The organism is Actinokineospora sp. UTMC 2448 (assembly GCF_024760565.1).
Taxonomy (GTDB): domain Bacteria; phylum Actinomycetota; class Actinomycetes; order Mycobacteriales; family Pseudonocardiaceae; genus Actinokineospora; species Actinokineospora fastidiosa.
The window spans coordinates 6,413,672-6,435,275 of record NZ_CP031087.1; the positions used below are offsets into that span (position 1 = coordinate 6,413,672).

Consider the following 21,604-nt stretch of genomic DNA (forward strand, 5'->3'; position numbering starts at 1 on the left):
ACCCGGCCCGTGCTGCGCAGACTACTCGCCTGTTCCGACCCGGACGGTCCGAACGGCTGATCACACCTGCTTGCAGCGAGTGGGATGCCGTCGGGATTCCGCCGGTTCCCACCTCGTTGCGGACGCGAAGGGACGGTCAGGCCTGCTTGCGGCCGGGATCGATGCCGATGATCCCGTCGAAGCCCGAGGCCGGGTCCTTGTCATCGAAGATGTTGCCCGCGATGCGCCACGCGCTCTGCTTGCGCTCGTTGTCGCCGCCCTGGCCCTGGCCTGCGCCCGCGCCCATCCCGCCGCCCATCGGCATGCCGCCGCCCATGCCGCCGCCGGACCCGCCGGACGCGCCGCCCGCCGCGGCCGCCGCCGGGGCGGCCGCGCGGTGCTGGTCGCCAGCGGGCGCCTCGGCCCCGGTCGAGGGGCCCTCGGCCACCGGGGTCGGCGCGCCGGCGTCCGCGCCCGCCGCGCCGCCCCCGCCGATCGCCGCGGAGCCGCCGCCGGGGCCACCGGCCCCGCCGCCCGGGCCAGCGTCGTCGCCGGAGGGCTTCACCGGCGTCTCGGCGGGCACCGGCTCGGGCTGCTCGTCGCCGGAGGCGTCCACCGTGTAGGTCACCGGCGGACCGTCGCCGTCGTCCAGGGTGATCGCGACCTTGCCATCGCCGACCAGGGTCGCGGTGACGGCGGTGTCGCCGTCGGTGAAGCGGACCGGGCCGTTCGAGAAGTCCAGGGACCGGGTGCCGCCGGGCAGGGCCAGCTCGTAGCGGCCGTGCTCGTCGGGACCGGTCAGCACCATCGAGTGCTCGCCGTCGCGGATGGTCACCCTGGTCTCGTCCGGCGCGGGCTCGGGCGGGGCGAACACGGCGAACGGGTCGGCGGGGACCTCGGCCAGCACCTGCCCGAGGACGCCCCACACCTGCTCGACGGCGTCGCGGGCGGCCAGCGCGCCGCGGCGCAGCCGGACCAGCTCCGCGCTGTGCCGGGCGGCGAAGTCGTCCAGCCAGCCCAGCACCTCGTGGCTCGGCACGACCGGGTCGCCGCCCAGCGGGATGCCCATGGTCCGCAGGGACTGCGGGGTGTGGCCCGCGTCCAGCGCGGCGTCGACCAGGTCGATGTGGGCGTGCCGCAGGGACGGGTCGCTCACCCGCGCGTCCGCGCCGCGGACCTCGTCGGCCCAGCGCCGCAGCACCGACGCGACCGTGCGCCGCGCGCCCTCCATCGCCGCGCCCAGCTGGCCCGCGCTGTCGCGCCAGGCGCCCAGCGCCGAGGCGAAGTCGGACAGGCGCAGCGCGGCGGCCTGGTCGGCCCGGTTGTCCCACCGCTCCTCCAGGCCCGCGCGGGCGGCCGCGACCAGCGGCCCCACGGCCTCCGCCGCGGTCGCCAGCGCGGTCATCCTGGCGAAGGTGGCGTCCATGACGCCGAAGTCGATGCCCCGCAGGTCGTCCAGCGCCCGGGCGTCCTGGTCGGTGCCCCACGGCTCGTCCGGCCACCGCCGCGCCGCGGCCGGGTGGGCCCGCCAGCGCGCGTACAGCGCACCGGCCTCGCGCATCCGCTCCGCGACCCCGGCCAGGTCGTCGACCAGCGCGGTCGAGGTGTCCGACGGGTCCACCGCGGGCTCGACCAGGGCGGCGCTCACCTCGCTCACCGCTCACCGGCCCTGGTGATCATCGCCGCCGCGTCCTCGTCCGCGTCGATCACCGCGCGGTCGGCTGCGGTCAGCGCCTCGCCGATCCCGTCGACCGCGGCGACCGCGCGCTCCAGCGACGTCAGCAGCGCGTCGGCGCGGTCGGCGTACGCCCGGCCCGCGGCGTCCCCGAGCGGGCCGAGCCGCGCCGGGGCGAAGGCGTCACCGCGGCCGTGGCGGACCATCGCCGCCAGGGCGTCGGTGACCTCGGCGAACCGGGCGACGGTCGCGGACACCGCCTCGGTGTCCACCCGCAGCTCACCCCGCGCCATCACCGCATCCACCTCTGCGCCGACAGGTCCTCGTCATCGACCGGGCCGAAGGAGTGCACCCGACTGCGGACGGGCCGCCGCGGCGGCTCCGGGGCCGGTGGCGGCGCGACGGGGGGCGGCGGCGGTGGGACCATCGGCTGCGGGCCGGCCGCGGCCGGGGTCTCGTCCTCGGCGCCGAACGACAGGACCGTCGGGCGCTGCCTGCGCTCCCAGGTGGGCTTCGCCTCGGGCGCCTGCTCGGCCTGCTCGGCAGCGAGCTTCGCCTGGGCCTGCGCCTCGGCGGCCAGCCGGGCGCGCTCGGCGGCCTCGGTGTCGGCGGCGGCGAGCCGCTGGGCGAACTCGTCGCCGATCTCGTCGACCCGCGCGCCGTGCCGGACGGTGATGTCCTCGTACCGGGCGAGGATGTCCCGTGCGGGGATGACCCCGTCCTGCGTTCTCGTGCCGTACATGCTTGTGGCGACCCCCCGGCGGCGCGTTCCCGTTGCCCGTTCGACGCTCTGACGCCGGGGCACGCCCCGCGGTGCCGTCGCGTACGCGAAGAGAATCTACCCCCGGGCGGCCCGGCGGACGGGGCTTTAGCGAGCGTCGGCGACCACGGCCGCGAGCCGGTCGGCAGCGGCCTGGGCCAGCTCCTGGGTCGAGGCCTCGACCATGACCCGGACGAGCTGCTCGGTGCCCGACGGGCGCAGCAGCACCCGCCCGGTGTCGCCCAGCTCGGCCTCCACCTCGGCGACGGCCGCGCTGACCCGGGGCGAGACCGCCACCGCTGCCTTGTCGGCCACCTTGACGTTGATCAGCACCTGCGGCAGCTTCGTCATCACGCTGGCGAGGTCGGCCAGCGGCCGCCCGGTCGCCGCGACGCGCGCCATCAGCCGCATGGCGGTCAGCAGGCCGTCGCCGGTGGTGGCGAACCCGGGGATGATCACGTGCCCGGACTGCTCGCCGCCCAGCGCCAGGCCGGACCCGCGCAGCTCCTCCAGCACGTACCGGTCGCCGACGGCGGTCGTGCGCACGGCCACCCCGGCCTCGCGCATCGCCAGGTGCAGGCCGAGGTTGCTCATCACGGTGATGACGAGGGTGTCGTCCACCAGCTCGCCTGCGTCCTTCATGGCCAGCGCCAGCACGGCCATGATCTGGTCGCCGTCGACGACCGCGCCGGTGGCGTCCACGGCGAGGCAGCGGTCGGCGTCGCCGTCGTGGGCGATGCCCAGGTCGGCGCCCTCGGCGACGACGGCGGCGCGCAGGTCGTCGAGGTGGGTGGAGCCGCAGCCGTCGTTGATGTTCTCGCCGTCGGGCAGCGCGTGCAGGGCGATCACCTCGGCGCCCGCCTCGCGGTAGGCGCGCGGGGCGACCGACCACGCCGCGCCGTTGGCGCAGTCGACCACGACGCGCAGGCCGTCCAGCCGGTTCGGCGTCGCCTTGAGCAGGTGCTCGACGTAGCGGTCGGCGGCGTCGGGGATGTCGTAGACCCGGCCGACGCCCGCGCCGGTCGGGCGGCCGTCGGTGACCCCGATGCCCGCCTCGATCTCGTCCTCGATGGCGTCGGGCAGCTTGTGCCCGCCCGCGGCGAACAGCTTGACGCCGTTGTCGGGCATCGGGTTGTGCGACGCGGAGATCATCACGCCCAGGTCCGCGTTCAGCTCGCCCACCAGGTGCGCGACGCCCGGCGTCGGCAGCACCCCGACCTGCATGACGTCCGCGCCCGCCGCGGCCAGCCCGGCGCACACCGCCGCCTGCAGCATCTCGCCGCTGGCCCGGGGATCGCGCCCGACGACGGCCACCGGCCGGTGCGAGCGGTCGTGCGCGGCCAGCACGCGGGCCGCCGACGCGGCGACCGACAGGGCCAGCTCGGGGGTCAGGTCGGCGTTGGCGAGACCGCGCACCCCGTCGGTGCCGAACAGGCGGGCCATGGACTGGGAAACCTCCGTTGGTGAAAACCAGAACGGGAGCAGCACGGTGCGTGCTGCTCCCGAACGGTAGCGTGCTGTCGTCGCGTCAGCGCTTGCTGTACTGCGGCGCCTTGCGGGCCTTCTTGAGGCCGTACTTCTTGCGCTCCTTCACCCGCGCGTCCCGGGTGAGGAAGCCCGCCTTCTTCAGCGGCGGCCGGTCCTCGCTGTCGAGCTCGATCAGGGCCCGGGCGATGGCCAGGCGCAGCGCGCCAGCCTGCCCGGTGATGCCGCCGCCGCGCAGGTTCGCGCGGATGTCGAAGGACTCGTTCTTCTCGACGGTCACCAGGGGCTCGCGGATGAGCTGCTGGTGGACCTTGTTCGGGAAGTACTCCTCCAGGGTGCGCCCGTTGAGCAGGAACTTGCCCGAGCCGGGGGTGATGCGCACCCGCACGACGGCCTCCTTGCGGCGGCCGACGGTCTGCGCGCTCTCGGCGGTCAGCCGGGGCAGCGCCGGGGCGGCGGGCTCGTCGTCGTCGGCCTCGATGGCCTCGAACGAGTCGGCCTGCGCCTCGTCGGCGACCTGCGCCTCATCGGCGGGGGCCGCGTCGACGGCGGGAGCCTCGTCGGCGACGGGGGCCTCAACGGCCTCCGGGGTCTCCTCGACCTCGGGGGTCACGGCGTCTTCACTCACTTGGCGACCTTCGCAATCTCGAACGGCTTGGGCTGCTGCGCCTCGTGCGGGTGGTTCGGACCCGCGTAGACCTTCAGCTTCTTGGCCTGGGCGCGACCCAGCTTGTTCTTGGGCAGCATGCCCTTGACGACCTTCTCCAGCAGCCGCTCCGGCCGGGTGTCGAGCATCTCGCCGAAGGAGCGCTTCCGCAGACCGCCGGGGTAGCCGCTGTGCCGGTAGACGAACGCGGTGTCGCGCTTGTTCCCGGTCAGGGCCACCTTCTCGGCGTTGACGATCACGACGAAATCGCCGGTGTCGACGTGCGGGGCGTAGGTGGGCTTGTGCTTGCCGCGCAGCAGGTTCGCGACGTGCGTGGCGAGCCTGCCAAGCACCACGTCCTCGGCGTCGACAACGTGCCAAGCGCGGTCGATCTCGCCGGGCTTCGGGGTGTACGTGGGCACGGGTCTACCTCATTGTCAACTTGCGTCATGGGTACCTGTGCGGGCATCACCCCTGGTCGGCGAACCGACCAGGAGCGCGCAACGCCACCCGACCCGCAGTAACCGGTCGGGCATCACGCCCCGCGCCGCACAACAAAGAAAGAAGATACCGGGTGGCATCGCCGAGGGTCAAAACGGGTCCCCCCAAGTCCCCGGCGAGTGACCCCGGACACGCGTCGAGCCCCACGGGAACCCGCGGGGCTCGTCACGATGGGTGGGGATCAGCCCCAGCGGTTGGCGTTCGCCCGCTCGGTGGCCTCGTAGTTCTCGCCTGCCTGGCCGACGGCCGCACCGATGGAGGACAGCACCTGGCGCAGGTCGTCGTAGGCCCGGTCCCACTCGGCCTGCTTCTGCTGCCACGCCTCGGAGGCCGCGCCGGTGTAGCTGGCGCCGATCGGGGCGAGCCTGCTCTTGAGGTCGCTCAGCAGACCGTCGAGGGTGCCGGAGGTGCTGTTGATCGCCTGGGAGGCGTTGGCCACCTCGGCGAAGTTGACGCTGATCTGGTCCATTCGAGTTCTCTCCCTGTGAGTTGAAGCCTGATGTGGGTGCTGTCGGCGTCAGAGGCCGAGATCAGCCGCCGAGGACGTTGCTGATGTTGCTGAGCGAGGAGGACGCCTCCTCCTCCATCTGGGCGTACGCCGCGTTGGACTCCTTCAGCTGCTCCGAGATGCCCTGCAGGGCGTCGTGCAGCTTCCTGGCGTCGTCCTGGTAGCGCTGCAGCAGCGTCGCGAACGCCTGCGAGGCGGCGCCCTTCCAGTTGTCCTGGAGCGGCGTCAGGGCGTTGTACAGGCTGTTGAGCGAGTCCTGGCTCTGCTGGTTGACGTTGTCGACGTCAACAGCCGCCTTGGCCATCTCTTCCTGCGAAACACCGTATCCGGCCATCGGGAGTGACCCCCTACATTCGTCTGGTTGGCTCGGACGTTTCCGTCCGTATGCCCCTTACGACTGCGACCCTGCCAGGTTCGGTTCCATGCCGGTCGCGGTTGGTCGCAGGTAGTTGCTCCCGTAAACGCCGTTTCGGGAAACCCGCAGGTCAGCGCCGCGAAGCGTGTGCAAACGCACCGGTCAGGGGCGGAACAGGATGGTCTGCTCGGAGAAGTCGTCGTCGTCCGGATCGGACGGTGGCGCGGGCGCGGGCTCCGGCCGGTCGACCTCGTCGACCTCCCGCCGGAGCGCTGCCGAGTGCGCGCGCGCCTCCGCCGCCGCCCGCCGCGAGCGGGTCACGGCCGTGGCGAGTTCGGCGCGGAACCGGGCGACGGCCTCCGCGAAGTCGGAGTTCATGGGCCGACCCTACTGCGCGGCCCCGGCCATCGGGTTCCTTCTTCCCCGAACAGGCATGCCGTCGGTTCCGGCGCCGCGCGGGCCCTGCGGACGCGAACGGCGGGAGGCCCGGATGGGGCCTCCCGCCGTGGAACCGTCGCGCTCGGGGTCAGTCCGGCTGGATCCAGGCCACGTGCATGAGGGCCTGGCCCGCCTTGCGGCTGACGAGGGTGCCTCGGCCGGGCGGCATGGCCGACGGCTTCACCGTGCCCAGCAGGGCGCCCTCGTCCTTGCTGCCCGACATCACGATGCCCGGGCTGGCGATCTCGCGCAGCTTGCCCAGGATCGGGTCGAACATCGCGCGCGCGGCGCCGCCGGTGCGGCGGACCGCCACGACGTGCAGCCCGACGTCCTTGGCCTGCGGCAGGAACTCGGCCAGCGGCTGCAGGGGGTTGTTGCCCTGCGGCGCCACCAGGTCGTAGTCGTCGACGATGACGAACAGCTCGGGGCCCTTCCACCAGGACCGGTTCTTCAGCTGCTCCTGCGTCACGTCCGGGCCGGGCAGCCGCTTGAGCATGGAGCCGCGGACGTCCTTGACGATGTCGCCGAGCTGGTTGGACGACACCGCGTAGGACAGCAGGTGGTCGGTGTTGATGAAGCCCAGCATCGTCCGGCGGTAGTCGACCAGGATGATGACGGCTTCCTTGGGCGTGTACCGGTCCATGATGCCGCGCACGATCGTGCGCAGCAGGTTCGTCTTGCCCGACTCGCCTTCGGCGAAGGCCATGAAGTGCGGCTCGTTGTCGAAGTCGAGGTACACCGGCGCGAGGTCTTCCTCGTCCACGCCGATCGGCACCATGTGCGTGTCGCGGCGGGTGTCCATCGCGAGCAGGTCCTCGTACGGCATGACCTCCGGCAGCAGGCGCACCTTGGGCGCAGGCCGCCCGCGCCACGCCGCGGACACCTTGGCCACGGCGTCCTGCACGCCGTTCGCGACGTCCTCGGCGTTGCTGGAACCGTCCACCCTGGGCAGGCCGACGAGGAAGTGCAGCTTGTCGCGCGAGAGGCCGCGGCCGGGGCGTCCGGCCGGGACGTTCACCGCGACCCGGCGGTCCACATCGGACTCCGACGGGTCGCCGAGGCGCAACTCGAACCGGGTGCCCATGAGGTCCTTGAGCGCGGGGCGGATCTCCGCCCAGCGGTTGGCGGCCACGACGACGTGGATGCCGTAGGACAGGCCCTGCGCGGCCAGGTTGACGACCTGCATCTCCAGGTTCTCGAACTCCTGGCGGAAGTTGAGCCAGCCGTCGATGATCAGGAACACGTCGCCGAACGGGTCGTCGGCCAGCTCGCCGCGGCGCTTGCGGTTGCGGTAGTCGGTCATCGAGTCGATGCCCATGTCGCGGAAGCGGCCCTCGCGGTCGGTGACCAGGCCGCTCACCTCCGCGATCATGCGGCGGACCTTGTCCGGGTCGAGACGACCGGCGACACCGCCGACGTGCGGCAGGCCCTCCAGCGACGCCAGCGTTCCACCGCCGAGGTCGACGCAGTAGAACTGCACCTCCTGCGGGGTGTGCGTCAGCGACATCGACATGATCATCGTGCGCAGCAGCATCGACTTGCCGGTCTGCGGGCCGCCCGCGACGGCGGCGTGGCCCGCGGCGCCGGAGAAGTCCGCCCACAGCAGGTCGCGGCGCTGCTCGTAGGGCTTGTCGATGATGCCGAGCGGGATCTGCAGCCTGCCGTTGCCGTAGAAGCCGACCGGGGACAGGCCCCGGTCCTCCGTGGGCTGCAGCGGCGGGAACAGCGTGTCGAGGGAGTTCGGCTCGTTCAGCGGCGGCAGCCACACCTCGTGCGCGGGCGGGCCCTGGCCGACCAGCCGCCCGACGATGACGTCGAGCTCGCTGGGCTCGTGGCCGCCCTCGGGCTTGGGCTCCTCCTTGACCGGGACGACCGGCTTCTCCGGCTCCTTGGGGATCTCGACGTAGTCGGGCACGAACAGCTTCGCCCGCCGGTCGCCGCTCACCGCGGCCACCGGTCCGGCGGCCTGCATGCCCGCGGGCCGGTACGGGCCGGAGACGTAGGCGGCCTTGAACCGCACCATCGTGCTGGTGTCGTACTTGAGGTAGCCCGAGCCCGGGATCGACGGCAGCTCGAAGGCGTCCGGCACGCCGATCGCGGCGCGGGACTCTGCCGCGGAGAACGTCTTCAGACCGATCCGGTAGGACAGGTGCGAGTCGAGGCCGCGCAGCTTGCCCTCTTCCAGGCGCTGCGAGGCGAGCAGCATGTGCATCTGCAGCGACCGGCCCAGTCGGCCGATCATGACGAACAGGTCGATGAAGTCCGGCTTGGCCGACAGCAGCTCGGAGAACTCGTCGACGACGATGAACAGCGCGGGCAGCGGGTCGAGGTCGGCGCCGTTCTCGCGGGCCTTCTCGTACTCCCACACGTTCTTGAAGTTGCCGCCGTTCTTCAGCGCCTCCTGGCGGCGGTTCATCTCGCCCGCCAGCGCGTCCTTCATGCGGTCGACGAGCGTGATCTCGCCCGCGAGGTTGGTGATGACCGCGGAGACGTGCGGGGCGCCGTCGAGGCCGAGGAACGTCGCGCCGCCCTTGAAGTCGACCAGGACGAAGTTCAGCGTCGTCGACGAGTGCGTGGCCAGCATGCCCAGCACGAGGGTGCGCAGGAACTCGGACTTGCCGGAACCGGTCGCGCCGATGCACAGGCCGTGCGGGCCCATGCCCTCCATCGCCGCTTCCTTGATGTCCAGCTCGACGGCCTGGCCGAACTCGCCGATGCCGAAGGGCACCCGGTAGCGGTCGCGGACCGGCCGGGGCCGCCACGCCTGCTGCACGTCGAAGGTCATCGGGTCGCCGGGGATGCCCAGCAGCTCCAGCAGCGTCGGGTTGGCGGCGAGCGCGTCCTCCTCGCCGGAGTCCGCCTGGCCCTGCCCGAGCCGGTAGGGGGAGAGCTTGCGGGCCAGCGCCTCGGCCTCGGCGACGGTCAGCGTGTCCGGCGAGGCGAACCACTCCACGCCGCTGGCGCTGCGCGCGCCGAGCTTGTCGCCCTCGACCACCAGGCGCAGGCCGCGGCGGGCGGTCAGCGCGCCGAGGGAGTCGGACAGGTCCAGCAGCGTGACGCCGACCTGGCCCTCCTCCAGGATGATGTTCTCCTCGCGGGTGACCTCGCCGTCGTCGATGACGATCACGATGTGCGGCTGGTCGGGCTGCGGCGGGGCGTTGCGGGTGAACCGCTGCCGGTCGCGCAGCTCGTCGTCGAGCCAGTGCTCGATCTGGGCCAGCGACCCGGCCATCATCCGCAGCTGGCCGATGCCGTCGACCATCGTCGGGTGCTGCACGTGGGGCAGCCACTTGGCCCACTCCCACTCCTGCTTGGCCTTGCCCGAGGTCACCACGGCGATCAGCACGTCGTCCGGGCTGTGGAAGGTGACCAGCTGGGCCAGCAGCGCGCGGGCCAGGCCGCGGGTGCGGTCGCGGTCGCCTGCGATGCCGACGGCGGCGAACCCGCGGATGGCGACCTGGATCGGCAGGTCCGGCACGATCGAGTGGGCGCGGACGAACCGGCGCAGCGCCAGCGTGGCGATCGGCTCCAGCTCGTCGACCGGGCCGGTCTGCGGCGGCACGAGCCGGGTGGCCAGCCGCTGCGAGCCGCGGCCCGCGCGCAGGTGGCAGAAGTCGGCGTCGGCCTGGCGGCGCTCCCACATCCGGCGGCTGGTGGCGATCGACCACAGCGCCTGCGGGTCCGGGTGGGTCCACTCCAGGGCGGCGCGCTGGTCGAGGGCGGCCTCGCGGGCCCGGTCGCGCATCTGGCCGAGGTAGCGCAGGTAGTCCTTGCGGTCCTCGTTCATCTCGGCCTTCTTCTGGCCGCCGCCGCGCCCGCCGCCACCGGCCATCATGCCGATCGTCGACATCAGGAACATGGCGCCGAACATCAGCGACATCGGGTTCCTGTTCCCGACGACGAACATGAACGCCATCATGCCGATGGACGCGACGATCATGACCGCGGGCAGCAGCTTCATCACGATGCTGCCCGGGATCACCCTGGGCACCTCCGGGGGTGGCTCCAGGTGCACCTCGCCGCCGGGCTGGCGGGGCGCGGCCATGCGCGGCGAACGCTTGAACTGGAGCGTGCTCACCGGGAGGACACCTCTCTCCTGGGCGGGACCTGACGCTGTGCGAGAAACCTACCGAACGGGCAGACGCGCGTCCGACGATTCGGCCGAACGGCTCTTGTCGAGCGGGCCGATCGCGGCCACTGCGGCGACGGCGGCCACCGCGGCGAGCGCGATCGCGGGGACGCCGGGACCGCCGATGGCCAGGAAGTACACCAGTGCCGCCGACAGGGCGACGCCCAGCGCGCCGAGCGCGAACCGGGCCGGGCCAGCCGTGCCCGACGCCACCGCGAGCAGGACGGCGATCAGCAGGGAGAGCCCGCCGTGCAGCAGGGACGACGCCTGGGCGGACGTCTGGACGAACCGCACCGCCATCAGCAGCGCGGCGCTCACCGCGGCCACGGCAGGCGCGTACGCGGTGACCGGCCACGCGGCGCGGACCGTCTCGCCGGAGAGCAGCCACACCAGCGCCACGGCGAGGAGGGCGAGACCGATGAGGACGGCCGTCAGGTCGCTGTCGCGGGTGGTCACGAACACGGCCGTGATCGCCGCCGCGGCCGTGACCAGCACCACACCGAGCGCGATCCGCCCGGGCAGCGTGCGTCCGGCCGGGGAGAGCGCCGCCACGACGGCCGCGGCGAAGCAGAGGGACGGCAACACGGCGACGGGCCGCGTCCCGGTCGCCGTCATCACGCCGAAACCGAGAGCGCCCAGCACGAGCACGAGCGGGAGGACCTTGTGGACTACGCCGCGCTGGGCAGGCGAAACAGCCATCGTTATCCCCCTGTTGCTCCCCGCGCGTCCGGTTTCTGCGCCAACCGGCTCACCCGCGCGGATCGGTGCGGCCATACTAGGGGCCGTCTCGGGGCAGCCGGGACGTGATCGGCCAGGTTAGGGGGCAGCTGAGGTGGCAACGGGGACGACCGTGTTCAGCCGGGTGACGGTACTCGCCCCGAGAACGCGCATCGACGTGGCGCTGCCCGCGGACGTGCCGGTGGCCGACCTGATGTCGATGCTGCTGGAGATGGCCAAGGAGGCCACCCCGGACGGCGGCGCGCGGCACGGCGGCTGGTGCCTGGCCAAGATGGGCGACGTCCCGCTCGACCCCAGCCGCACGCTGGGCTCGCTCGGCATCGTCGACGGCGACATGCTCCAGCTGCGCAAGCGCGCGGAGAACCCGCCGCCCCCGCTCTACGACGACGTCGTCGACGCCATCGCCGAGTCCGCGCCGGACAGCTACCGGCCGTGGACCAAGGACACCGCCCGGCGCATCGGCCACATCGCGGGCGCGCTCGCGCTGGTCCTCGGCGCGGCCGCGGTCTGGATGGGCGGCCCGATGTGGGGCGGGGGCAACCTCGGCCCGGCGATCACCGCGGGCGTGGCCGCCGTGGTGTTCGTGGCGCTGGGCGCGGTGATCGCCCGCGGCTACCAGGAGAAGACGACCGGCGTGCTGATCGCCGCCGCGGGCGCGCTGCCGATGGCCTTCGTCAGCGGCCTGGCGATCGTGCCGGGCGCGACCGGGCGGGCCTCGCTGCTGCTGGCCTCCGCGCTGGTGCTGATCGTGGCATCGGCGTCGATCATGCTGATCGGCGCGGGCGTGACCACCTTCGTCGCCGCGGGCACCGCCGCCGGTCTCGGCGTGCTCGCCTTCGGCGTGGCCACGCTGATCGCGCACCCGGCCGCGGGCATCGCCGCGGGCGCGGTCGCGGTGGCGCTGGCCGCGCTGTCGCTGCTGCCCCGGCTGACCATCCAGCTGGCCAGGCTGCCGCTGCCGAACGTGCCGGGCAGCGCCGAGGACCTCAAGGAGGACACCGGCTTCCCGGACTACCGCTCCATCGAGCGCCGGGCGGGCCTGGCCCACGAGTACATGACCGGCATGATCGTCGGCTGCGGCGTGGTCACCGCGATCGGCGCGATCGTGACGGCGTCCGCGCCCGGGCCGTGGGGCGTCATCCTGGGCGTGGTGGCCACGCTGGTGCTGCTGCTGCGCGGGCGCACCTACGCCAACGGCAGCCAGGCGATCGCGCTGCTGGCGACCGGCATGCTCGGCGCGACGGGCATCCTCATCGGCTGGATGATGGCGATGCCGCCGTTCGAGCGCCTGCTGTGGGTGTTCGGCGCGCTGGTGGTCGTCGCCGCAGGCGCGCTGGTGCTCGGCGTGGTGTTCCCCCGCCAGCGGTTCTCGCCGCCGCTGCGGCGCAGCGTCGAGGTGTTCGAGGCGATCTGCATCGCCGTGGTCCTGCCGCTGGCGCTCGCGGTCATGAACCTGTACGCGGTCCTGCGCCACGTCGACTTCAACATCTGATGCGCCGCCGCACCCGCATCCCCGCCCTGGCGCTGGCCGCCGGGCTGGCGCTGGCCGTGCCCGTCCAGCCAGCGGTGGCCCAGGAGCCCACGACCGCGGGCGCGCTGCCGCCGCCGCTGCCGCCCGGCACGCCGATCCCCGGCGGGACGGACCCGAACCTGCAGTACAACCTGAAGACCCAGTGCATCCGCGGGCACAAGGACAACATCGACATCAAGAACAAGCCGTGGGGCCAGTCGAAGCTGCAGTTCGACACCCTGCACAAGTTCGCGACCGGCAAGGGCGTCAAGGTCGCGGTGATCGACACCGGCGTGTCCCGGCACCCCTACCTCGGCGACCGCCTGCAGGGCATCGGCGACTACGTCAAGAAGGAGCACGACGGCCTGGAGGACTGCGACGGGCACGGCACGATGGTGGCGGGCATCATCGCCGCCAAGCCGCCCGCGGGCTCCGACATCGGCTTCATGGGCATCGCGCCCGACGCGACGATCCTCAGCATCCGCCAGTCCAGCGCGAACTACACCGCCGAGATCGAGCAGAACGGCCAGCGCCGCGAGGTCAACGCGGGCAACCTGCACACGCTGGCGCAGGCGGTCGTGCTGGCCGCCAACTCCGGCGCCGACGTCATCAACATGTCGGTCAACCGCTGCCGCCTGGCCGCGGAGTACCTGATCGACAGCGGCGAGCGGGAACTGCAGGCCGCCATGCGATACGCCGTGGACCAGAAGGACGTCGTGCTCGTGACGTCCGCGGGCAACACCGACGACGACAACTGCCCGGACTCCCAGAACGGCTACGACCCCAACAACCCCACGCACATCGTGACCCCGCCGTGGTTCCGCGACGACGTGCTCTCGGTGGCGGCGGTCAACCGCGACGGCGACCCGGCTCCGTTCACCGTCCAGGGCCCGTGGGTCAGCGTCTCCGCGCCGGGCACCGACATCATCTCCCTCGACCCCTCCGGTGACGGCCTCGCCAACCTGCACATCAAGAAGGAAGGCGAGAAGAGCACCATCCAGGGCACGAGCTTCGCCGCGCCCTACGTGGCCGGGCTGGCCGCGCTGATCCGCGAGCGCTACGACGACCTGTCCGCGCGCCAGGTGATGGAGCGGATCCGGCTCACCGCGTCGCACCCCGCCGCGCCCGGCGGGCACGACAACCTGGTCGGCCACGGCATGATCAACCCGATCGGCGCGCTGACCGCGATGATCCCGGCGGAGCAGGGCATCCCCGCCGAGGAGGGCGTCGACGTCCAGATGCAGATGCCGCCCGCGGTCGTCAAGGATTGGACGCCCATGCACGTCGCGCTGATCGGCGCGGGCGGCGGGCTGCTGCTCCTGCTGATCACGCTGTTCGTGGTGCACACCGTGCGCCGCAACCGCCCGGAACTGCGCTCCGAGGCCCGCGGCCAGGCCTAGCGCCTGATCCCCTCGGCCGCGCCGGGGGGATCAGGCGGGACCCCTGCGGCTACCGACGCCGCCGACTCGACCGCGTCCCGGAGCCCGCCGCCGATGGAGCGCCTGGTTCCCCGGCGGCGCCGGGGAACCAGGCGGAACCTCAGTCGTCGCCGATGACCGACGGGGACGCCTTGGCGGGCTTGCCGAAGATGTCCTCGGGCTTGCCCTGCACGCGGTTGCGCGGCTTGTGCTCGTTCGCCCCGCCCTGCTGGCCCATGGCCCCCATGCCGCCCATCATCGGCATGCCCATGGCGCCCATGCCGCCGCGGCCCGCGCCCGCACCACCCGCCGCGGCCGCGGCCGCCGCGCCCGCCGCTGGCTGCTTCGACTGGCCCGCCTCGCCAGCGGCGACCCAGTCGCCGGGCGCGGGCGGGGACACCGAACTCCCGCCGCCGACTCCGGCGCCGCCGCCGACGCCCGCGCCCCCGCCGCCGACACCCCCGCCGCCCCCGGCGCCGCCCGCGGACGCGACCGACGGCGTCTCCGCCTCCACCGGCTTGACCGTCGGGGCCGAGATCGCCCAGTCCGCCTCGGGGAACGTGTGGGCCATCGCCACGTCCTTGAACGCGGCGGAGCCGTCGATGCCCTCGCACAGCCGCACCAGCGCCTCGAGCACCTGGCGCACCGAGTCGAACAGCTCCTGGCCGGGCCTGCGCATCTGGTCGAGGTAGAACCGGGTCCGGTCGTCGCCGAGACCGCGGCCGTGGCCCGCGGTCTCGGCGGTGTCCACGAGCATGTCGGCGAGGGTGACCACGATCTCCCGCAGGCCGTCCGCCGTCTCGTCGAGGACGTCGGCCATCGTGGTCATCGCGTCGGACATGTCGTTGCCGGCGAGCCCGATCTTGGTCATGTACTCGATGAACGAGTCGGCGTCCGCGCCCTGCCACGCGGCGTCCAGGCCGCCCAGCGGGGCCGTCAGGTCCGTGGAGACCTGCTCGGCGATCGCGCCCACCGCCCGGTAGCGGTCGGCCTCGGCGTGCAGGTCGCTCCAGCGGCCGACGACCGGGGCGAAGTACTCCTCGACCGGGTCCGGCACGCCGAGCTCGGCGCACAGCCGGGACAGGAAGTCCAGGTACGGGCCGATGCCCGCCTCGACGTCGGAGCCGTCCGGCCCGCCCCTGGGCGCGCCCACCGCGCTGACGACGGCCACGTCACTCACCCCCGCTGCGGCGCAGCGCCACCGCGCCGTCGTCGTCGGACGTGCGGTACTTCCCGGCGACCTCGGTCAGGCTCTCGGCCGCGGCCGCCAGCGACTCCGCGCCGCGGTCGAGCTGCGCGCGCAGCGCCGAGGACGCGCGCTGGTAGGCGTCGGCGATGCGCACCGTCCGCCCCAGCGAGCCGAACGCCTCCGGCCCCAGCGGCGCGGTGTCGAGCACCGCGGCGCCGTCGGACAGTTCGGCGGCGGCGGACGCGACCTTCTTCGCGTAGCCGCCGACCCAGTCGGGGTCGACCTTGATCACGGCCATCCGCGGGTCCTCCTTAGCCAGGCGGGTACCCGTCCGACGGTAGGCCGTTCTGCCCGGTTCCCCTAGGGGACGGGTTGCTCCTGCGGCTTGGCCTGCTCGGTGAACACGCCGTCGCCCACCGGGACGGAGTCGAAGGTCTGCAGGACGTCGCGGGCGTTCAGCGACGCGCCGTTGGGCAGCAGGCGGACGATCGCGTCCGGGGCGGGGGACTGTTTGGACAGTCCGAGCGCCCCGGCCGTGCGGGCGTCCGGGATGCCGTACTTCACGCCGCGGTCGGAGATCAGGTAGATCGGGCCGGTGGTGAAGTCGGCCGGGGACACCGAGCCGCGCACCACGGCCGCCTTGCCGGGCGGCATGTAGAAGTGCTCGATCTTCCCGCCGTCGGCGTTGGGCGAGGTGATGTCGACGACGCCGGGCTCGCCGGTGGCGTTGACCGGGACCGGCAGCGTCTGGCCGACGTGCACCTTGGTCTGGCCCTGGGCGTTGGGGCCCTCGCCGACGACCGCCCAGCCCAGGCACACGACCGGGAAGTTGGTCGGGGTCAGCACCTCGGGCACGACCTCGGGGAAGTCCTTCTCCTCGACCGCGTCGCGCAGGACCTGGCCGGGCAGCTGGTCCGGGGCGATGCGCGGGATGTCGGTCTGGCGGGACTGGGTGAACCGGATCAGGTCGGCGGTGGTCTTCTTGATCTGCTGCACGCCGTCGCGCAGGACCACGTAGTAGACGAGCTCGCCCGCGCGCTCGACCTCCAGCACGTCGCCGACCTTGAGGCCCGCGATGCCCGCGCTGCTCTCGCCGCCGCGGCCGGGGATCTCCGGCGAGCGCAGGGCGGCCGCCTCCGGGATGGCGTTCAGCAGGCCGACGGTGATCTTGCGGACGTTGTTGCGGTCGAGGTTCAGCGCGTCGACCACGCGGTCGTTGGTCATGTCGACCTCCGCGCGCACCGTGCTGGTGTTGGGGCGGTTGGCCGAGCTGGGCGTGCGGTAGACGAGGTAGACCTTCTTGGTCGGCGCCTCGACCAGCAGCGCGGCCTTGTCGCCGAGCTCGGGGCCGAGCTCGGGCATGCCGCCGAGCACCGTGGTCTCGATCTTGTCCTGACTGGACGGGTCGTTCAGGCTGCGGTCGAGCTGGTACTCGTCGCACACGGCCCAGTGGTCGGAGATGCGCTGCTCGTCCTTCTCCGGCAGCAGCTGCGGCGCGTCGGGGATGCCCGCCATCCGCTCGCGGGCGATGCCCTCCAGCTTCTCGTCGGCGACGAAGGTCGGCGCGGGCACGGCGCTGACCGGCGTCTCGCCCTCCTCGACCTGGCTGCCCACGCCCTGCGCCTCCGGCGAGCTGCGCGACAGCAGCAGCAGGCGCGCCGAGGTCAGGTTGAAGGTGGGGATCAGCACCTGTCCCTTGGGGGTGCCGTTCAACAGCACGTACACCGCGCCGGACGGCTGCGCGATGATGATGCCGTCCTTGTCCGGCGGCTTCGGCGACGGGCTCAGCAGCCCGACGATCAGGAAACCGATGAGGCCGATCGCGCCCAGGCAGATGCCGACGACCGTGGCTCTGGTGTGGGTGCGCATCGGATCGTGCAGCATCACCGCGTCCTTGCGGACCAGTGCCGACTGCATTCTGCGCAGCACGAAGCGGTATGCCTGAACCTGGGACTTCGTCGTCGGTGTTGATGGCATTCTCGGCCTGCAGCTCTCCCCGTCGCGGTACGGTTCCGCAGGATAGTCGTACGGCCGTGCGCCGTATGCCGGTTCCCGAGAACCGGCACCGACACTAGGGGAATGATCGATCGGATGTCCGTGACCACTCCGCCGCGCCATGGCAGGACACCACCGCCGGGACAACCGCCGCGTCCCGGGCCGGGCGGACCTGGGGGTCCGGGCAGACCGGGTGGCCCAGGCGGACCCGGTGGACCGGGTGGCCCCGGCGGACCGGGGGGACCCGGCAGGCCAGGGGGGCCGAACGGTCCCGGCGGCCCGGGTGGTCCCGGTGGGCCCGGCGGCCCGGGTGGACCTGGCGGCCCCGGTGGACCTGGCGGACCGAGCGGGCCGGGCGGCCCCGGTGGGCCGGGCAGGCCAGGGGGACCGGGCGGACCGGCGGGCGCGAGCCCGGCCGGGCCGCCGCCGACCAGGGTCTCCGCGCGCAGGCGCGCCCGCGGTGCCAGCCTCGGCCCGCTGCCGGTGGCCAACCTGGTCGTGCTGGAGGTCGGCCTGGCGATCGGGCTGATCCTGCTGGCGATCAACCTCAAGCTGGTCTACGTCGCCATCGGCATCGCGGCCGTCGCGCTGGTGGTGGCGTTCCTGCGCTGGCGCGGCCGCTGGTTCACCCAGTGGGTCACCGTCACCACGCGCTATCTGGCCCGCTCCCACACCAGGGTGACCAAGCCCACGGGCGTGGTGACCATGGAGCAGATGGCCCCGGGCAGCGAGGCCGAGGTCACCGGCCCCGACGACCCGCGCGTCGCCCTGCTGCGGCTGGCCGTCCCCGACCTGGTGGTGGCGCACGGCGTCGACCACGAGCGCAAGCCGGTCGGCCTGGCGTGGCACGAGGGCACCTGGACGGCGGTGCTGCTGGTCGACCCCGCGCCCGCGCTGATCACCAAGGTCGGCGCGACGCCGAACCTGCCGCTGGCCGCGCTGGCCCCCTGTCTGGAGGACCGCGGCGTCGTGCTCGACGCGATCCAGGTCATCTGGCACTGCTACCCCGGCAGCGCGGCGCTGCCGCCGAACTCCCCCGCGCTGGCGTCCTACCTCGAGGTCCTCGGCGGGCTGTCGGCAGCGGCGCGGCGCAGCACGTGGGTCGCGGTGCGGCTGGACCCGAGGCGCTGCCCGGCCGCGGTGCGCGAGCGCGGCGGCGGCGTCGTCGGCGCCCACCGCGCGCTGATCGGCGCGCTGTCCCGCGTGCGCAACGCGCTGGAGTCGCGGGGCGTGCCGACCCGGCCGCTGGACCCCGACGAGCTGCTGAAGGCGGGCATCTCCGCCGCCGAGCTGACCGGCGTCGCCGGGTCGCAGGCGCGGGTGTCGCTGCGCGAGCGCTGGACTGGCGTGACCGCGGCGGGCATCGGCCACGCCAGCTACGCCATCACCGGCTGGCCGCAGGGCAAGGCCGCGCAGAGCCTCAACACGCTCACCAGCGTGCGCGCGCTGTCGGCCACCGTGACCATGTCGATCTCGCCCGGCGCGGACGAGGGCGCGGTCGGGCTGCGCGGGCTGGTGCGGGTCAGCGCCCGCAACCCCGACGAGCTCGGGCACGCCGACGAGCGGCTGACCGCCATCGCCGACCGCATCGGCGTCACCCTCACCCCGCTGCGCGGGCTGCAGGCCGCGGGCCTGGCCGCGTCGCTGCCGCTGGGAGGACAGGTATGAGTGAGCTTGCGAGCGAATCATTGATGCCACGGCGTCTCGGAGCCTGCGAGGAGGCGCCGTGAGCAGCAGGCTGATGGACACCAAGGGCGGCGCGGGCGTCGCGCCGGAGTTCCTGGTGTCGCCGGAGATGCTGAGCGCGGTCAGCCCGTCGGGCGACCGGGGCGGCATGGTGCTGGGGTCCAGCGCGCGCGGCGAGCCGCTGCTCGTCTCCGCGCTGCGGCCAGCCCCCACCCGGATCGTGCTGGTCGGCGGGCTGTACCTGGCCCGCCAGGTGGCGCTGCGGGCGATGGCCGTCGGCGCGTGGGTCGTCGTGGCGACCGGTCGGCCCGCGGCGTGGCAGGTGCTGCAGAAGGCCGCGGGCACCGGCCCGGACGGGCGGCCCGCGCCGCTGGTGCAGATCCGCAGGCTCAGCCCGGTCGAGCTGCCCCGGCCGTCCGAGGACGGCCCGCTGCTGGTCGTGCACGACGGCGGCCCGACGCCGCAGGAGCTGTTCCCGCCCCGCTCGCCGTGGCAGACCACGGTGTACGTGCTGCCGTACATGCACCCGCAGGCCGGGGCGACGGCGAACACCGCCGACCTGGTGCTGATGCAGCGCCTCCCGGTCGGCCAGGCCCAGCTCGCGGCCCGGATCTGGCGGCTGCCCCCGCCGATGGTGCAGGAGCTGAGCTCGCTGGCCGACGACCAGGTCGTCGCCCTCGGCCGCAACATGTGGGAGCGCATGCGGCTGGTCACCACCCAGAAGGAGCAGCAGATCCTGGGCCCGGTCCGACGCGGAGACTAGGCCATCCGGCTCAATTGAATACATCCCCGGGGGCAAACGTTTCCCACGGGCTGCTCATCTGTTCATAAGTGGACGGCTTCGTACACGGAACGCTCTTGCGAGAGTTAAAGGTTTTAAACCACTGTGTGAAACGTCCGCGCGGACACCCTGCACCACAACATCTCCCCACCAGCACGCGGCCCTGACCACCAAGGGTCCGGTGCCGCATGCTCCCTGCATCAAGGAGATCGACAGATGGGTAAGTCTCGCGCCGAGTCGCTGCGTCGACTCGCCGGGGTGGGCATCGCCGCCGCCGCCACAGCCGCCGCGGGCGTCGGCCTGGTCACGCCCGCCAGCGCCGCCGAGGGCCGGATTCTGGGCGCTGGCAGTGCGACCGCCATCGAGGGCAGCTACATCGTCGTCATGAAGGACGGGCCCCAGGCCCAGGGCGCGTCCGCCGACGCGCTCGCCGCCCGCCACGGCGGCAAGATCAAGCACCGGTTCAGCGCCACGATCAAGGGCTTCTCGGCGACCATGTCGGAGCGGCAGGCCAAGCGCCTCGCCGCCGACCCCGCCGTCGCCTACGTCGAGGCCGACCAGGTCGTGTCCATCGCCGAGGACCAGCTCAACCCGCCGTCGTGGGGCCTGGACCGGATCGACCAGGCCGCGCTGCCGCTGAACAACAAGTACTCGTTCGCGACGCGGGCCACCAACGTCAACGCCTACATCATCGACACCGGGATCCTGACCACGCACCAGGACTTCGGCGGCCGCGCGGTCCACGGCCGCGACACCGTCGACAACGACAACAACGCCACCGACTGCAACGGCCACGGCACGCACGTGGCGGGCACCGTCGGCGGCGGCGCCTACGGCGTGGCCAAGGGCGTCAAGCTCTACGGCGTCCGGGTGCTCAACTGCAGCGGCTCCGGCACCAACGCGGGCGTCATCGCGGGCGTCGACTGGGTCACCCAGAACCACGTCAAGCCCGCGGTCGCCAACATGAGCCTCGGCGGTGGCGCCTCCTCCGCCCTGGACGACGCGGTCCGCCGCTCGATCTCCGCAGGCGTCACCTACGCGCTGGCGTCGGGCAACTCCAACGCCAACGCGTGCAACTCCTCGCCCGCCCGGGTGACCGAGGCGCTGACGGTCAACGCCAGCGACCGCAACGACGCGCGTGCCAGCTTCTCCAACTACGGCACCTGCACCGACCTCTTCGCGCCGGGCGTGAGCATCACGTCCGCGTGGCACACGGGCAGCACCGCCACCAACACCATCAGCGGCACGTCGATGGCCTCCCCGCACGTCGCGGGCGCCGCGGCGCTGTACCTGGCGGCCAACCCGTCGGCGACCCCGTCGCAGGTGAACTCGGCCATCATCAACGCGGCCACCAGCGGCAGGATCAGCAACCCCGGGACGGGCTCCCCGAACCGCCTGCTGTTCACCGGCGACGGCGGCGGCGAGGAGCCCCCGCCCACCGGCTGCGACCCGGTGACCAACGGCACCGACGTGACCATCCCCGACGCCGGTTCGGCCGTCACCAGCTCGATCACCATCGCCGACTGCGACGGCGGCTCCGCGTCCTCCACGGTCTCGGTGGACATCCGCCACACCTACCGCGGTGACCTGGTCATCGACCTGATCGCCCCGGACGGCACCTCCTACCGCCTGAAGAACTCCAGCGGCTCGGACGGCGCCGACAACGTCATCGCGACCTACACCGTCAACCTGGCAGGCGAGACCGCCAACGGCACCTGGCGCCTCTCCGTCCGCGACGTGTACCGCGCCGACACCGGCTACATCAACACCTGGACGCTCGACCTGTGAGTCGTGCTGCCTGAGTGACCACA

General features: G+C 73.1%; 19 protein-coding genes. 5 read left to right on the forward strand and 14 right to left on the reverse strand.

All coding sequences use genetic code 11. The features are described 5' to 3' along the window. Positions 1-136: 136 nt before the first annotated feature. The 11 genes from Actkin_RS29465 to Actkin_RS29515 form a co-directional block, all read right to left on the reverse strand. Positions 137-1,636 carry a hypothetical protein gene (locus Actkin_RS29465; RefSeq protein WP_258905050.1) on the reverse strand — a complete coding sequence of 500 codons (1,500 nt, stop codon included), beginning with the start codon at positions 1,634-1,636 and terminating at the stop codon, positions 137-139. Next, positions 1,633-1,947 carry a hypothetical protein gene (locus Actkin_RS29470; RefSeq protein ID WP_258905051.1) on the reverse strand — a complete coding sequence of 105 codons (315 nt, stop codon included), beginning with the start codon at positions 1,945-1,947 and terminating at the stop codon, positions 1,633-1,635. Before Actkin_RS29470 ends, Actkin_RS29465 begins: the two co-directional genes overlap by 4 nt. After that, positions 1,947-2,396, reverse strand: a complete 450-nt coding sequence (locus Actkin_RS29475) for a hypothetical protein (RefSeq protein WP_258905052.1) — start codon at positions 2,394-2,396, stop codon at positions 1,947-1,949. The genes Actkin_RS29470 and Actkin_RS29475 overlap by 1 nt, the downstream gene beginning before the upstream one ends. Before the next feature lie 126 nt (positions 2,397-2,522). Continuing rightward, positions 2,523-3,857 (reverse strand): phosphoglucosamine mutase, encoded by a 1,335-nt coding sequence (gene glmM / locus Actkin_RS29480; protein ID WP_189209533.1) that lies wholly within the window; start codon positions 3,855-3,857, stop codon positions 2,523-2,525. A gap of 85 nt (positions 3,858-3,942) precedes the next feature. After that, positions 3,943-4,380 carry a 30S ribosomal protein S9 gene (rpsI, locus tag Actkin_RS29485; protein WP_189210129.1) on the reverse strand — a complete coding sequence of 146 codons (438 nt, stop codon included), beginning with the start codon at positions 4,378-4,380 and terminating at the stop codon, positions 3,943-3,945. A 143-nt stretch (positions 4,381-4,523) separates the two neighbouring features. Beyond that, a complete protein-coding gene (gene rplM, locus Actkin_RS29490; protein ID WP_189209532.1) occupies positions 4,524-4,967 on the reverse strand; it encodes a 50S ribosomal protein L13 in 444 nt (147 codons plus the stop codon). 260 nt (positions 4,968-5,227) lie between these two features. Beyond that, on the reverse strand, positions 5,228-5,515 hold the full coding sequence (locus Actkin_RS29495; RefSeq protein ID WP_189209531.1) for a WXG100 family type VII secretion target: 288 nt from the start codon (positions 5,513-5,515) through the stop codon (positions 5,228-5,230). Positions 5,516-5,576: 61 nt separating this feature from the next. After that, entirely contained in the window at positions 5,577-5,888 is a 312-nt protein-coding gene (locus Actkin_RS29500; protein WP_258905053.1) for a WXG100 family type VII secretion target, read from the reverse strand. 183 nt (positions 5,889-6,071) lie between these two features. After that, entirely contained in the window at positions 6,072-6,287 is a 216-nt protein-coding gene (locus tag Actkin_RS29505; RefSeq protein WP_258905054.1) for a hypothetical protein, read from the reverse strand. A gap of 148 nt (positions 6,288-6,435) precedes the next feature. After that, positions 6,436-10,425 carry a type VII secretion protein EccCa gene (eccCa, locus tag Actkin_RS29510; protein ID WP_189209528.1) on the reverse strand — a complete coding sequence of 1,330 codons (3,990 nt, stop codon included), beginning with the start codon at positions 10,423-10,425 and terminating at the stop codon, positions 6,436-6,438. A 48-nt stretch (positions 10,426-10,473) separates the two neighbouring features. After that, complete coding sequence (locus Actkin_RS29515; protein WP_258905055.1) at positions 10,474-11,175, reverse strand: hypothetical protein; 702 nt, start codon at positions 11,173-11,175, stop codon at positions 10,474-10,476. A gap of 133 nt (positions 11,176-11,308) precedes the next feature. Here Actkin_RS29515 and eccD point away from each other — a divergent pair, with 133 nt between their 5' ends. Then, positions 11,309-12,706 (forward strand): type VII secretion integral membrane protein EccD, encoded by a 1,398-nt coding sequence (gene eccD, locus Actkin_RS29520; RefSeq protein WP_229786662.1) that lies wholly within the window; start codon positions 11,309-11,311, stop codon positions 12,704-12,706. Next, a complete protein-coding gene (gene mycP / locus Actkin_RS29525) occupies positions 12,706-14,124 on the forward strand; it encodes a type VII secretion-associated serine protease mycosin (RefSeq protein WP_189209526.1) in 1,419 nt (472 codons plus the stop codon). Before eccD ends, mycP begins: the two co-directional genes overlap by 1 nt. Positions 14,125-14,263: 139 nt before the next feature. Here mycP and Actkin_RS29530 read toward each other — a convergent pair whose 3' ends face one another. From Actkin_RS29530 to eccB, 3 genes are all read right to left on the reverse strand, one after another. Then, positions 14,264-15,313: a WXG100 family type VII secretion target gene (locus tag Actkin_RS29530; RefSeq protein ID WP_258905056.1), complete on the reverse strand. Its 1,050-nt coding sequence runs from the start codon at positions 15,311-15,313 to the stop codon at positions 14,264-14,266. A 1-nt stretch (position 15,314) separates the two neighbouring features. Next, positions 15,315-15,629: a DUF2563 family protein gene (locus tag Actkin_RS29535; protein WP_189209525.1), complete on the reverse strand. Its 315-nt coding sequence runs from the start codon at positions 15,627-15,629 to the stop codon at positions 15,315-15,317. A 62-nt stretch (positions 15,630-15,691) separates the two neighbouring features. Further along, positions 15,692-17,308 (reverse strand): type VII secretion protein EccB, encoded by a 1,617-nt coding sequence (gene eccB, locus Actkin_RS29540; RefSeq protein ID WP_189209524.1) that lies wholly within the window; start codon positions 17,306-17,308, stop codon positions 15,692-15,694. Positions 17,309-17,809: 501 nt separating this feature from the next. On the opposite strand from eccB, the gene eccE reads away from it, so the two are divergent. The 3 genes from eccE to Actkin_RS29555 all read left to right on the forward strand — a co-directional run bounded on the left by eccE (position 17,810) and on the right by Actkin_RS29555 (position 21,581). After that, a complete protein-coding gene (eccE, locus tag Actkin_RS29545; RefSeq protein WP_258905057.1) occupies positions 17,810-18,994 on the forward strand; it encodes a type VII secretion protein EccE in 1,185 nt (394 codons plus the stop codon). Between the two features lie 73 nt (positions 18,995-19,067). After that, a complete protein-coding gene (locus tag Actkin_RS29550; RefSeq protein ID WP_373292357.1) occupies positions 19,068-19,775 on the forward strand; it encodes a hypothetical protein in 708 nt (235 codons plus the stop codon). A 234-nt stretch (positions 19,776-20,009) separates the two neighbouring features. Next, on the forward strand, positions 20,010-21,581 hold the full coding sequence (locus Actkin_RS29555) for a S8 family peptidase (protein ID WP_189209521.1): 1,572 nt from the start codon (positions 20,010-20,012) through the stop codon (positions 21,579-21,581). The last annotated feature ends 23 nt before the right edge of the window (positions 21,582-21,604 follow it).